The following is a 13,368-nucleotide window of genomic DNA, read 5'->3' as shown; positions in this document are numbered from 1 at the left end:
GATCGCCGAACGGATTAGCCTGAATCCACCGACGGGTGGTGGTGAGTAGGGTTGATCTTCGTTGGCGTCGGTCTTCCGGGTGTGGGCGTGAGGTAGTTGCTGGTCTGTCCAGCTTTTCCTGTGTGTTCCGGTCGGGCCTTTCGGCGGTTGGTCAGGTTGTCGCAGGTAGTGGTGGGCTGTGTCCGATGGTGTTGTGCCACAGTGCAAGCCAGGACCTGGACCACGGCCAGTGGGAGGGTAGGTGCAGGATCGGGCGGCGCTGGGGACGGGCCAGTCGGGCGGGAACATTGACGATGGTGCGTCGCAGTGTCGATCCGCGTGCTCGGGTGTGCCGCTCTCCGGCTAGGACACCGGCCGCGCGCAGCAGGTTGTGGGCGATCGCCGAGCACAAGATCCAGGCCGAGTTCGCGCCGAACCGGCCCGAGGGCAGATGCGCCAGCGGTCCGTCGATGAGATCGGCGAATACGGTCTCGATGATCGCGTGCTGGCGGTGGGTGATGTCGGCCTGATCGACGGGCAGGTCGGTGTTGGTGAGAAACGGGTGATACCGCCACACCGGGAACAGCGTGTCACGGTAGCGGGCGTCCTTGACGCGGCGGACCACCAGTCGGGCCGTGATGCGATCGGGGGTGGAGGCGAAGGCGGTGTAGTCGATTTCGGCGACCTCGGCATCAGAGATCCAGGTACCGGTGTCGGGGTCTTGGACGGCGCCGGGATAACGCACTGGCGTCCACGCCGTCTCGTCGATCCCGGCGAGCGCGCGTTCGATGGCGGGATTGCGGGTCATCACCATCGAGAACCGCGCACCATGGCGCACGCAGGCGGTAATCACCGCGCGCGAGCCGTAGGCCGAATCCCCGCGCACCAGAATCTGCCCGCTGGCTCCCGCGGCGCGGGCGGTGCCGATCGCCTGGGCGACCATCCGCCCGGCCCCCTTACTGGAGTTGGCCCGCCCGGCGCGGAGCCGCATCCCGGCGATCACCGGCGCGGCGCCCGCGGTGCTGATCGTGGTGGCCAGCGGGGACAGTCCCTTGCGCAGGATCTGCTTGCCGGCGATCTTGGTGTGCCCGTAGGAGGCGCCTTGTTTGGCGTGCCCGTAGACCGGGCGTAGCAGCGAGTCGATGTCGATGAACACCTGCTGATCGGCGCCCGGGTAGCAACTCGACCCGCTGACACAATGCCACCAGGTGCTCGCGTAGCACCGATTCCAACTGGCGGGCGTGCCCGAAGGTGAACTCCCGCAACAACGTTCCGACCGTCGACGGTGCGTACACCCCGCCGAAGAGGGTCTTCATACCGCCCGACCGGACCACGTCGAGGTCGTCGATGCAGTCCGCGCCCGCGCACATGCCCGCCACCACGGTGGCCAGTTTCGGGGCGGGGTTCGCCGACCCGGACGTGATCCGGGGCGCCATGATGCGGACCTTCTCATCAAACAACCTGCCCAGCCCGGTCTGCTCGGCCAACGTCATGACCGGCACAAGTCCGGCGCACGACACGAGATTGTCATCGTCGAACACCGCTGACTCCGCGGCGAACCTATGCGAAACTTGCACTGGAAGTGCCTTTCCGAACTGGACCCGATTGCTGCTTGAGAACACCAATCATCCCAGTTCAGAGGGCACTTTCTTCATTCCGACACTCGGCTAACGCCACCGCCCGTCGGTGGATTCAGGATTAGTCAGGCCCGGCACTTCCGCCTTGAACCGCGTCGATCCGTAGCCGTCGAGCGCGGGATCCTCGCCGAGCGCGACGCTCCAACCGGTGCCCGGCATCGGTGTCTGCGGCAGCGCTCCCAACTGCGTGACCGGGTCGCTTGGTGCCGCACCCACGTAGATATGGCCGCCGGCGTTGAGGTGGAAGTCGGCAGCACTGCGGGCCATGTCGGTGCCGGGGCTTCCGACCAGCACCACGTCGTCGGTGTGCATGCCATAGCCGGCCGCGGCGTCGGCGACGGTCGTCGATCCATACGAATGCCCGAGCACCGTCACATGCCCGGCACCTTCGTGAGTGACATTGAGCGCGTTGACATCTGCTGCCAGCAACTGCCCACCCTGATGCGCCAGGGCCGTCGTACCGATCCGTGGATCGACGGGACTGTCGGGAGCGTCATAACCCATCCACGCCACGACCGAGGTGGCGCGGCCGGGATCGGCCCACTTTGCCTCGCGGTACAGATTGACGGCGTCATCACCACCCAACCAGCCGGACCCCACACTGTTCCCAGTCCCCGGCACGACCACAGCAATATTGTCGGCGCGGTCGGGATTGCCGATCGCGATGGCCGCGCGCCCATCGCCATTGAATGCCTCGGGCTCGTACACCTGCAGGAATGTCGGTGCACCGGTTGCACCAGCGGTTCGATCCAAGCCCTCTTTGGCCTTGATGGCATTGTTGTAGCGGTTCATCATCGCCCCGGCCATTCCATAGCGCTCGGGGTGGGCCAGGACCTCCTCTGTCGTCACCCCACGGGCCGCGGCGACTTCGGCGGGGCGGTCGATGTCCTGTTGCATGACGGCCGTGTTGGCCACACTGCGGTCGGGGACCGGGATGCCGTCGAGATGACCCAGCTTCTCAGGCCAATCCTTCAGAAGCTGTTGGCGCTGCTCGTCACTGAGCGACTGCCACCACTTCTTGTGGTTCCCCCGAAATCGTGGAGGGTTTCCTATGCCGCTTCCGGCTTGGTCTTGGATTCCCTGATCTCATAGTTGACGGGCGATAGCCCGTCGGCGGCACTGTGCCGGCGTTGGTGATTGTAGAAGGTATAGCACCAGTCGATAACCACCGCCTGCGCATGAACGGTATCACGGAAATGATTGCGGGACAACACTTCCCATTCCAGCGAGGAGAAAAACGCCTCCGCGGCGGCATTATCGATCCGACCCGACCCATCGACTGGCGAATCCCCACGGTGCGGCACAGCGTGGTGAACGCCTTCGCCGTGTAGGTGCTGCCGCGGTCAGTGTGGAAAATGACCCGCTCGGACTCCTCGTCCCGCCAGATCGCTTGGCGGCCGCCGCGGGCGGCCACGGCCATCGTGATCGCCGCACAGGCCAACTCGGCATCCGGATGCAGGCCCATCGCCGCGCCCAGCAACCGGCGGCTATAGAGATCGATCACCGTCGCCAAATACAACTTCTGCCCGCACTCGGTGGGAATCTCAGTCATGTCACCGACCCACTTCAGGTTCGGCGCAGCCGCAGTGAAGTCCCGTTTAACCAGGTCAGGGAACTTCGGTGCCGTCTTGTCCTGGTTAGTCAACCCATTGCGGCGCTTGATACGGCGCGCCACCAAACCCTGACGGCGCATCGAATCGGCCACCGTCTTCTCCGACACTTCCCAGCCCAGATCGCGCAGGTCAGCGATCAGCCGCGGCGACCCATGCAACCCTCTGGCCGCCGTGAACGCCGACGCGACCGCGGCATCGAGCCGCGCGCGACACCGATCGGTGTCAGTGTGCAACCCATCGGCATTGCCCGCGCGAGCGATCCACTTGTAGAACCACGACACGCTCACACCCAACAACACACACGTAAATGCATGTGGCACTCGGTATTTGGTCCTCTGGTCGGCAATGAAACGTGCCACGCTCACTTCGTCGCCTCCTTCACCCACAGGACCACCGATCGCTTGAGGACATCACGCTCCATCCGCAACTCGGCGTTCTCGCTGCGCAGACGCTTGAGCTCGGCCAGGTCATCGCGGGTCAACTCCCCACGACCCTCCCGTGCCTCACGGTCCTGAGTGACCCAATTACCCAGAGTGCCCTCGTGAACCCCCAGATCCCGAGCCACCTGCGCGATCGACTTACCCGTCTCACGCACGATCCGAACAGCCCCCTCACGGAACTCCCGGTCGTACTTCTTCCGTTTCTCTGACATCGCTACTCCTTATAGCTGATGCCTCCACGGTCCCGGGGGAAGGCCACCACGACCCTGGCGCTGTCTAGGGGTTTGGCGTTGATCCGGGTGACGGATAGTGCTTGTTGGCTGACGCTTGGCGGGAATCCCCGTTCACGCGTCTCGCCAGGACCACGTGTACGACTGATAACCCGACGAGCATTGCTGACCCCAGAATCGTCGTCAGAATCTTCATGGATGCTGACATTCCAGCACTGTCGGGAGTAAAGGGCGCATAGGGAGTGAGCACCCACACGGCAAGGCCTGCGAATACGAGTGCCGCTATCCAGTAATAGAGTTTTGCGGCCCTCCGCCTGAGCCCGCGGTCATAGAAAAGGCTATACAACGCTGTCGCCCGGCGCTTCTCCCCCTGCTTCCTCATACAGCTCGCCTCCCAGAGTTCTGTCAGCGTCTTGCTGGTGGCAATACCAGGAACAATAGCTGTGTCGCCCCTCCTGCGAGAGAACATACTCGGTCAGCACCCCACAGCTTCCAGTGAAGAACTACTACATCCCGTAGTCGATAGCGCGTGTATGCGGAAAAAGATCCATGTCTCGCGTCTCGAGAACTGAGAGTGATCGCTTCCTGTCTCACGTCACCGTCGTGTAGCGCCATCTTGAGGCTCGATGGTCAAACATCATGCGCAGCACAGTGCCGATGGGGTGGTGGTTTGCTGTCTCCCCCATGGCGTCAATGAGGTCTGCGGCAAGCATGTCCAATTCGGCAGGGTTATCGACTATGGCGGCCCACTGGCTGAAATCCAGGTGTGACCGGCACGCCAGAACTAACCCGTCCGGCGATGTAGCGACTTCGCTCACCTCCGCCTGCGTGGAGTAGCCGTGCGAAACAATGCCTTGGTGCACGTGGTCGCAATCGCAGCCGTCGTCATTACACACGAATGGGGCCACAACGATCTCGCCGTTCATGGCTGACCAGATGTCAGACCGTTGACGCGGCGGCGACGGCCGTTTGGCAAGAAGAACTTTCATCGCATCGCGCCTGGCTCTGGTGCTACCGTCTGCGCCTTGGGTGCCGTGTCCTCGTTGTAGACGTTGTGGAGCCGGACCTGTCCTACTGCGCATTCGCGGCCGTCAGCGGTCGTGACGACGACTCGCCACAACTGCTGGCTACGGCCACGGAAGACCGGGGTGCCTTCGGCGAGCAGGTTGTCATCGCGCACGCCTCGTAGGAAATCTGTGTTGTTGTTGACGCCCACGACATGGCCGGCTCCGTCGAGCGATAACAAACCGCCCCAGCTGGCGACGGTTTCCACGATCGAGCAGTAGACGCCACCGTGGACGACGCCGGTCGCCTGGCGCAGGACGGGATTCATTGTCACTCGGGCCTGTACGCGATCGGGTTTCGTCTCGGTGAACTCCAATCCGATGTGCCCTTCGAACATGCTGGCGGTGATGGCGTTGAGATCCTGTGGTTCGACGGCGTGCTTTGGAGCCGACTCCTGCAAATGGTCCGCCATGATGGCCGCGCCCTTCTTCCCCCAGCCCTCCAAGCGTGGAGGATCAACGTTGTCTCTTAGGGTTTCCTTAAAGAAGATACCGCGTGGCATTGCCGATTGGCCGGATGAGGGCACCACGTTTTGCTCCAGACGTGAATCCGTCTCACATCTAACGAATGAAGACGGCTCAGTTCTACTTAGATGCGAACGGTCAGCCCTAGTGCTCGTTGGGGCATGTTCGGTTCACCTCGCGGCTTCGCCGTGGCGACGTCTTTCTCATTTCGGGACCGCGTTTGAGTCCTTAGACAAGACCGAGCGTGTCGCGGCGGGTCGTGAGGGTTGCAGTGGGTGGGATTGGTCGTGGTCGTAGCCCTCCGCGCGGAGATCGTCTCAATGTTTGCGGCCGTGTAGGCCTTGACGAAGGCCGACGCCGTGCGGGTCGCTGGGATCGTGAACAGCTCATCGGAGGGAAGGCCATGGAGCCTTGTAAGTAGAGCGCTGCGCGTCCCTGCTGGGTTGACCAGCCATTACACGCACTCATGGATGGGAGGCACTTTCTCACGTGACATTGTTTTGTGGAATTGATTGGGCTGAAGGGCATCACGATGTGGCCGTCATCGATGCTGATGGCACGTTGGTGGTCAAGAAGCGCATTAGCGACGACCCCGCGGGGTTCGCTGAGCTGATGGACGTGCTCACCGCGTCCGGCGACACCGCCGAGCGGCCGATTCCGGTGCCGATCGAGACACCGCGGGGACTGTTGGTGGCGGCGCTGCGGGCGACCGGACGGCCGGTGTATGCAATCAACCCGCTGGCGGTGGCCCGCTACCGGGAGCGTCACTCAGTGGCGCGGGCGAAGTCCGACCATGCCGATGCGATGACGTTGGCTCATATCCTGCGGGTCGATGCCCATCTGCATCGCCACCTGCCCAATGACACTGAGTTATGCCAGTCGATCGCCGTGCTAGCACGTGCTCACCAGGACGCCATATGGTCACGAACCAAGGCACACAACGAATTACGTGCCGTGCTACGCGAGTTCTACCCCACCTTCCTGGCCGTCTTCGCCAAACGGTTCGCGTTGGGGATCAGCAGTCCTGAGGCTCGGGCGATACTGGCGATCGCGCCCACGCCCTCGGCTGCGGCCAAGCTGTCGATCAGCAGGATCGCCGCGGCGTTGCGGCGGGCCGGTCGTAGCAGCAACATCGATGCCACCGCAGCGGAGTTAAAGACCGCGTTACGTATAGCCCAGCTGCACCAGCTGGAGCTGGTGGAGGCCGCGATGGGTCGTCACGTGCTGGCGATGCTGGCAGCGCTGAACACCGCGTGCTCCAACGTCGAGGACCTTGGTCAGGCCGCTGCCGAGGCCTTCCAACATCATCCCGACTACGCGATCATCACCAGTTTTCCTGGCCTGGCCGACTCCACAGGGGCGCGACTACTGGCCGAGATCGGTGATGATCGTGCACGTTTCGCCGATGCCCGAGCGTTGAAGGCTTACGCCGGATCAGCCCCGGTCACGCGTGCCTCCGGACGCTCAACGTCGATCACTGTGCGCCGCATCAAAAACGACCGGCTCGCCAATACCGGTTGGGTGTGGGCGTTCGCGGCGGCCAAACATTGCGAGCCCGCTGGCCTGCACTACCGCAGGCGGCGCGACCACGGAGACCGCCATGCCGCTGCTAACCGGCATCTGTTCAACAAGCTGGTGGGCCAGCTCTACCACTGCCTGCAAGAAAGGCAGCTGTTCGACCAGTCCAAGGCGTTCCCGCCGACGGCTACCTTTGAGGACGCCGCCTGATCAAAGCTATTGCGCAGCAGGTAATTGAGACTGGTCGGTGCGGATGTGCCGGTAGATCGTCATGGGCGTGACCGACCACGACGCGGCGATCTCGGCCATAACGAACTGGCCTGAGTCATACATCCGCTGAGCCTTGTTGATCAGGGCCGGCGTCATCTTCGGGGTGCGCCCACCCCGGCGCCCGCGGGCCCGCGCCGCAGCCAGACCGGCCTGGGTGCGTTCCCGGATGAGCGCGGCCTCGTACTCGGCCATGAGGGCGAACATGCCGAACACCAGGGCGCCGTGGGCGGTGGTGGTGTCGACCAGGCCGTTGCACAGTGACTGGACCCCCACGCCGCGGGTCTGCAGGTTGGTGACGATGTCGACGAGGTCGCGCAGGCTGCGCCCGAGACGGTCGATACGCCAGACGACCAGGGTGTCCCCTGCGCGTAAATCATTAAGGCAGGCATTCCACTGCGGGCGATCGGCCTTGGTTCCGCTGGCGTGGTCGGTGTAGATCTTCAAACAGCCGGCCCCGCCTAGGGCGTCGAGTTGCAGCTGCGCGTTCTGGTCTGCGGTCGATACCCGCGCGTATCCGATCTTGGCCACCGGCCGGACTCTATCGAATCCCGTCCCGCGCGAGATGTTGTGTGAGCGTGTTTTCGATGTAGGTTTCGATAGCCCGCGCACCAGCGGAAATACGCTCACGGCTTCACGACCGTGGTGGGTCTGTCGCAATTGGTCCATTGCGATAGACCCCAGATCGCGCACCCTCATCTGACGTTCAGATCAGTGTCGGTACGGCTGTTGTCGATTAGATGCAGAGCGTAGGAGGTCGCCCGCGTGGTGCTGGCAACCGCGGCGGTGTCCCAGTCGATGTGACCGACGCCGGGGATGGCTTTGATTAGGTCGGCATGCCATGAGGTGTGCCAACGCTGGGGGAAGCAGCGCTGGAGGAACTCCAGCATGATCGGCACTGCTGTGGAAGCGCCTGGGGATGCGCCGAGCAATCCGGCAATGGTCCCGTCTGCGCTGACGACGAGTTCGGTGCCCTGCTGGATCACACCGATTCGACGCCGGTCGGGGGTGATCAGTTGCGCACGTTGACCGGCGGCGACGAGTTCCCATTGACTCAAGTCCGCGAGGGGATAGAAGCGGCGCAGTTGGGCGAACTTCTGTCGTGGTCGGGCAATGAGCTGGGTGATCAGGTACCTGATCAGTGCCACGTTCTGGACGGCGGCTGCGGTGATGACGTGCACGTTGTGCCAGCGCACGGTGGTGAAGAAGTCGGTCCACCGGCCGTATTTGAGGAGTTTGGTGCTAAATGTGGCGTATGGCCCGAACAGGAGATGCGAGGTCCCATCGACGACGCGTTTATCGAGGTGGGGCACCGACATGGGGGGAGCCCCCACCTCGGCCCGCCCATAGGCTTTGATCCCGTGCTGGTTGACCACGGCGGGATCTGAGCATCGCAGGAATGCCGCGCCGACGGGCAGTACCGCATACCCGCGTACCTCGGGAAGGTTGGCGCGTTGCAGCAGTCGCAGTGCGTGTCCACCGGCGCCGACGAACACTCGGTGTCCACGGACGGTGAAGTCGCCGTCGTGGTGTCGACCGCTCACCGCCCATGAACCGTCGCGGGCCTGTTCGAGGACGCGAACGTCGTGGCCGAGTCGGATGTCTCCGCCTGCGGTGGTGATCATGTGTGTCAGCCCGCGGGTCAGAGCCCCGAAGTCGATGTCGGTCCCATTGGGGTGGCGGGTGGCAGCGACGGGTTCGCCCGGGTCGCGTCCGCCCATCACCAACGGGGCCCACTTCCCGATGGTGGCGGGATCCTGGCTGAACTCCATTCCGACGAACATCGGTTCAGCGCTGAGGGTTTCGTATCGGCGGCGCAGGTATTCGACGTCGCGGTCTCCGAAGACCACGTCCATGTGCGCGGCGGTGTGGACGAATGTGTCCGGATCCAGCAGACCGATGTTGGCCAGGTGGGACCACCACTGCCGGCTGAGGTGGAACTGCTGTGCGATCTCTGCTGGCTTCGCGCCATCGGCGGGGTCGGGCATGTAGTTGAGTTCGCAGAACCCGCTGTGCCCGGTACCGGCATTGTTCCAGGGGTGACTGCTCTCGGCGGCCAGGGCGTCAGCCCTCTCCAACACCACGATCCGCCACTGGGGTTCCAGCACCGAGAGCAGTGATCCTAGTGTCGCGCTCATGATGCCGCCGCCAATCAACACGACGTCGGCCACCTCGTCATGGCGCCGGTTGGGGGTGTTCGAGGATGTGGTCACGTCAGCGGTGCCCTTCATCAAGTCAGTCGATAGCTATAGCCAGGTTCACCATCCCGCCATATCGTTCGTTCCGTCCAATGAATGATCGGAGCAGTACGATCCGATCATGGATCAATGGACGGTGCACCTCGCGCCGCAATTGCGGGCACTGGTCGCCTTGGCCGCCCACGACGGACACATGACCCAGGCAGCCGCGGCATTGGACATTCCGCAGTCATCAATGAGCCGACGTATTCACGCGTTGCAGACCACCCTGCGGGTGCCGCTACTCATTCATGACGGCAGAACAGTCCGCCTCACACCCGATGCCCAACGCCTGGCCGCATGTGTGCGCGGGCCGCTCGACGAGCTGGACGACAAACTGACTGAGGTGACCGAAGGCGCCGATCCGGATCACGGCACCGTTCGGTTCGGCTTCCCCCTGACTATGGGATCGGGGCAGCTCCCCGACCTGCTAGCCGATTTCCGCCTGCAGTACCCCGGCATTCGAGTGCTACTCAAGCAATCCCACGGCACCGAACTCGGCGACGACCTGCTCAACGGCCACCTAGATCTGGCCGTCGTGATTCCCACCCCCGATCGACTGCACCACACCACGATCGGCACTCAGCAGATCCACGTAGAAGTACCAACACGCCATCGCCTCGCCGCCGCGCCGCGACTTCGACTCACAGACCTAGCCGACGAGACATTCATCGCCAACCCGCCCACCTACAACCTGCGACAACTCACTGAAACCTGGTGCGCCGAAGCTGGATTCACTCCCAATATCGCCATCGAGGTCACCGAGTTCGGCACCATCCGCGAACTGATTGACCGCGGGCTGGGCATCGCCTTGTTACCCCACGACGACCGCACACCTCCCGGAATCACCGAGATACCCCTCACCGGCGACCGCTACTACCGCCCCATCGCCCTGGCATGGGGCACCACGACCCAAGCCGCTCCCACCCGCCGCCTGAACGACTACCTACTGCAACATTTCTTATAGGCCCAACGCGACCTCCTCACCGACCATCAGCGACGCCGGCGGGGCGGGGTTACGCCAAACCCACGTAGTAGTTGACTCTTAGCGTGATCGGAGGTCTTGTCTCATTGCGCGTGCCTCAGATCTGGATTGTCGGGGGTGAGTGAGACAGTCATCGCATGACGGCGATCCTGGGCTACGCCCGAGTCAGCACCACCGGCCAGGACCTCGACGCGCAAATTGCCGTGCTCGCGGCCGCTGGTGCCGATAAGGGCCGGATTTTCACCGACAATCTCTCGGGGTCGGCCGGAACGGAACGCCCTGGACTCACTGCGATGCTCGACTACGCCCGACCTGGGGACACGGTTGTCGTGGCGGCCGTTGACCGGCTTGGCCGTTCGGTCGTCGCATAGCTTCGCCGCGGAATCGGCGGTGTTCATGAATTCCGGCGTCAGTTTGGGCGTTAGCAAGCATGTGGTGTTCGTCAATGCTGAAGTCACTTGTCGGGGCGGTCTCCGCGGCTGCGCAACGTGTGAGCGAGTCGGTAGGAGTCGGTGCCGGTTTCGATGATGTTGCCGCTAAAGGTGAGGCGGTCCACGATTGCAGCGCAGAGGCGTGGGTCGGTGAAGGTCTTGGTCCAACCGCTGAAGGCTTCGTTGCTCGCGATGGCTACGGAGGCCTTCTCTTCGCGCTCGGTGAGGACTTGGAAGAGCAGTTCGGCGCCGCGTTTTGTCCAACGCCATGTAGCCCAGTTCGTCGATGCAGAGCAGGTCAACGCGGCCGTAGCGGGCGATTGTCTTGGTCAGGGTCATCTCGTCAGCGGCTTCGACGAGTTCGTTGACGAGCTTGGCGGCCAGGGTGTACTTGACGCGGAAACCCGCCATTGCTGCTTCGGTGCCCAGAGCGATGAGTAGGTGACTCTTGCCGGTTCCGCTGTCGCCGATGAGGCACAGAGGTTGTCCTTTGCGAACCCAGTCGCAAGTAGCCAGGGTGTTGATGACGGCGGGGTCGAGATTGGGGTTGGCGGCGTAATCGAAAGCGCGTAGCGACTTCTCGCGGGGAAACGCTGCTGCTCGGATGCGACGTTCAGATCGACGGCGGGCGCGGTCGTCGCATTCAGCCATCAGCAATTCGGCGAGGAATGCGCGATAGGACTGTTGATGGCGGGCGGCGTCATCGGCGGTTTCAGGAAAGTGCTGACGGACGGTGGGCAGCCGCAGCATCCGGCAGGCCTGGTCGATGGCGGCATCGGCTGCTTGCTCGGTCAGTCCACGTCCTGCGCTCATAGATCGTGCCTTTCCTGGTTGGCCTACGAGGTGGTCTGCCGCAGCAGCTGGTCATAGGCCGTCACCGTGGGTGGTGGCCTGGTGTCAGCGGGTAGATGCGTGAGCCGACGATGCGTCAACGAAGCGACGACTGCGGCGTCTGGCGTGAGGATCGCAGTGTGACCATCTGCCTCGGGCACGGCGCTGTCGATTGGTTCAGCAGCTCGGCGAGCTTCCAGTGCGACGGCATCGGCGGTCAGCGCCCCGGCCCGTAGAGCGGCGGTGATACCCGCGATGACGTGCTCGTGTGGGGTGTGGCGATGCAGAAGTAAGACCTCGACGAGGGCTCTGGTGCCATCAGCGTCTCCGTGGGCCTTGCAGGCTGCCGCCCACCAGGCGTCGTGAACGGTGGTGAATGCCCCTGCGGCGCGGGCTTGTTCGAGTGCTGTCGCCCCTGGTAGCGCGCCGGGCTTGCGGATGAGTGCTTCGAGGTAGTGGTCGAGTTCGAGTCGGCAGGCGCCCTTGGTGAGCAGGCGTTCGTGCGAGGCCACCGGTGTGCGCCCGTCGTAGACGGCGAGATCGGAGGCGTGAAGCAGCACACGGACTTGGCGGCCGATGAATCTGGAGGGGACGGAGCATCGGTTGGAACGCACGGTGATCTGTGCGAAGCGATCCACTCGCGGTGTCATCCAGAGCCCGGTCTCGAACGGCTCCACAGGCAGCGGTTTGAGGAGTTGACGTTCGGCGGCGAAGGCCTCGCCGACGGTGTGCACGCGATGCCCGATGCGGCGATCGTCATCCGCGCGGTCATAGTCATCGATGAATTCGTTCAGTTCGCGCAGTGAGTCGACCTCGGGAACGGGCACCAGGTGATTGCGCCGGAAGCGACCAATGTCGCCTTCCACGCCACCCTTCTCATGGGCACCGCTAATTCCGGGTTGGCAGTAGAACGCGTCGACGTTGAAGTGTGAGCGGAACGCGACCCAGCGGTCGGTCTCGACGCGCTGGCGGGAGAAGCCGATCACTTGGGCGACGGCAGCCTTGAGATTGTCGTAGCGGATCCGGCCAGCGGGCACTCCGCCAAGAACCTTGAAGGCATGAACGTGCCCTTCGAAGAACGCCTCCTGGCCACCCGTCGCGGACACTCGGTGAACCGCTTTGCCCGAATACGACATTCGCAGGGAGAACAGGTGCAGCGTGACCAGCTCACCGCGCAGTCGGACGCTGATCTCCCCGAAATCGACTTCCGCTTCACGGCCCGGCAAATGGGTTTGGGGGACGAAGGCCGCAGACTCGGTGCGGCCGTGTTCGGTGCGGATCTCCGGACGCCGCTGGGCGACGTAGGCCCGGACCACCGGGTAGGAGACATCGGTCATGCCGTGCTCGGCGCACAGTCTGTTGAAGATGCGGGTGATCGTGTGGCGCTGCTTGCGCGGCGTGTCGAGGTCGACGACCAAAATCTGGTCAATGACAGGCTTGAAGGGATCGAGCTTGGACGCCCGTGGCGGATAGGGCGCCCTCTGCGCCGGCCACGCCGATGCCAGTGCAGCTTGCACGGTGCGCCAGCCCACCCCGTGTCGGCGTTGAAGTTCCCGGCCCGACATGCCCGCGCGGGCGTCGCGGCGAATTGCCGCATACAGCTCGACCCGAGATCCCGCACTCATCGCAATCCCTTGCCGTGTCGTGCCGTATCGAAGGGGTGCAAGCTGC

Annotated in this window: 9 protein-coding genes and 4 pseudogenes; 3 read left to right on the top strand and 10 right to left on the bottom strand. The window is 63.6% G+C overall.

Features of this window, described 5'->3' with window-relative positions; translation table 11 throughout:
* Positions 1–151: 151 nt before the first annotated feature.
* From G6N13_RS08130 to G6N13_RS08105, 6 genes and pseudogenes are all read right to left on the bottom strand, one after another.
* Positions 152–1,556 (bottom strand): annotated as a pseudogene (locus tag G6N13_RS08130) (IS1380 family transposase).
* A 90-nt stretch (positions 1,557–1,646) separates the two neighbouring features.
* Positions 1,647–2,513 (bottom strand): alpha/beta hydrolase, encoded by an 867-nt coding sequence (locus G6N13_RS08125; RefSeq protein WP_235677967.1) that lies wholly within the window; start codon positions 2,511–2,513, stop codon positions 1,647–1,649.
* Between the two features lie 152 nt (positions 2,514–2,665).
* Positions 2,666–3,594 (bottom strand): annotated as a pseudogene (locus G6N13_RS25845) (IS3 family transposase).
* Positions 3,591–3,881 (bottom strand): transposase, encoded by a 291-nt coding sequence (locus G6N13_RS08115; protein WP_163696061.1) that lies wholly within the window; start codon positions 3,879–3,881, stop codon positions 3,591–3,593. The pseudogene G6N13_RS25845 and the gene G6N13_RS08115 overlap by 4 nt, the downstream one beginning before the upstream one ends.
* A 608-nt stretch (positions 3,882–4,489) precedes the next feature.
* Entirely contained in the window at positions 4,490–4,888 is a 399-nt protein-coding gene (locus G6N13_RS08110) for a DUF7715 family protein (protein WP_163696059.1), read from the bottom strand.
* Positions 4,885–5,409, bottom strand: a complete 525-nt coding sequence (locus G6N13_RS08105) for a PaaI family thioesterase (RefSeq protein WP_235677966.1) — start codon at positions 5,407–5,409, stop codon at positions 4,885–4,887. Before G6N13_RS08105 ends, G6N13_RS08110 begins: the two co-directional genes overlap by 4 nt.
* Positions 5,410–5,917: 508 nt before the next feature.
* Here G6N13_RS08105 and G6N13_RS08100 point away from each other — a divergent pair.
* Positions 5,918–7,156 (top strand): IS110 family RNA-guided transposase, encoded by a 1,239-nt coding sequence (locus G6N13_RS08100; RefSeq protein WP_163696057.1) that lies wholly within the window; start codon positions 5,918–5,920, stop codon positions 7,154–7,156.
* 6 nt (positions 7,157–7,162) lie between these two features.
* Here the strand turns inward: G6N13_RS08100 and G6N13_RS08095 are convergent, their stop codons facing one another.
* A complete protein-coding gene (locus tag G6N13_RS08095; protein ID WP_235677965.1) occupies positions 7,163–7,744 on the bottom strand; it encodes a recombinase family protein in 582 nt (193 codons plus the stop codon).
* A 164-nt stretch (positions 7,745–7,908) separates the two neighbouring features.
* The gene (locus tag G6N13_RS08090) at positions 7,909–9,444 is read right to left on the bottom strand and encodes a malate:quinone oxidoreductase (protein ID WP_163696054.1); all 1,536 of its coding nucleotides are present in this window, start codon (positions 9,442–9,444) and stop codon (positions 7,909–7,911) included.
* Positions 9,445–9,532: 88 nt separating this feature from the next.
* On the opposite strand from G6N13_RS08090, the gene G6N13_RS08085 reads away from it, so the two are divergent.
* Complete coding sequence (locus tag G6N13_RS08085; RefSeq protein WP_163696052.1) at positions 9,533–10,417, top strand: LysR family transcriptional regulator; 885 nt, start codon at positions 9,533–9,535, stop codon at positions 10,415–10,417.
* A gap of 155 nt (positions 10,418–10,572) precedes the next feature.
* A pseudogene (locus G6N13_RS08080) lies at positions 10,573–10,797 on the top strand (recombinase family protein); the annotation flags it as partial.
* Between the two features lie 92 nt (positions 10,798–10,889).
* Here the strand turns inward: G6N13_RS08080 and istB are convergent.
* Positions 10,890–11,679: pseudogene (gene istB, locus G6N13_RS08075) on the bottom strand (IS21-like element helper ATPase IstB).
* A 23-nt stretch (positions 11,680–11,702) separates the two neighbouring features.
* The gene (gene istA / locus G6N13_RS08070) at positions 11,703–13,322 is read right to left on the bottom strand and encodes an IS21 family transposase (protein ID WP_163696050.1); all 1,620 of its coding nucleotides are present in this window, start codon (positions 13,320–13,322) and stop codon (positions 11,703–11,705) included.
* Positions 13,323–13,368: the final 46 nt, after the last annotated feature.

It is taken from the genome of Mycolicibacterium sarraceniae, from assembly GCF_010731875.1.
Taxonomy (GTDB): Bacteria; Actinomycetota; Actinomycetes; order Mycobacteriales; family Mycobacteriaceae; genus Mycobacterium; species Mycobacterium sarraceniae.
Note: the sequence above shows the minus strand (reverse complement) of the source record. Positions and strands in the feature narration are given on the sequence as shown.

Coding starts and splice junctions, on each gene's coding strand:
- G6N13_RS08125 (WP_235677967.1), bottom strand. CDS start 2,513: ATGCAACAGGACATCGACCGCCCCGCCGAAGTCGCCGCGGCCCGTGGG.
- G6N13_RS08110 (WP_163696059.1), bottom strand. CDS start 4,888: ATGAAAGTTCTTCTTGCCAAACGGCCGTCGCCGCCGCGTCAACGGTCT.
- G6N13_RS08090 (WP_163696054.1), bottom strand. CDS start 9,444: ATGAAGGGCACCGCTGACGTGACCACATCCTCGAACACCCCCAACCGG.
- G6N13_RS08115 (WP_163696061.1), bottom strand. CDS start 3,881: ATGTCAGAGAAACGGAAGAAGTACGACCGGGAGTTCCGTGAGGGGGCT.
- G6N13_RS08085 (WP_163696052.1), top strand. CDS start 9,533: ATGGATCAATGGACGGTGCACCTCGCGCCGCAATTGCGGGCACTGGTC.
- istA (WP_163696050.1), bottom strand. CDS start 13,322: ATGAGTGCGGGATCTCGGGTCGAGCTGTATGCGGCAATTCGCCGCGAC.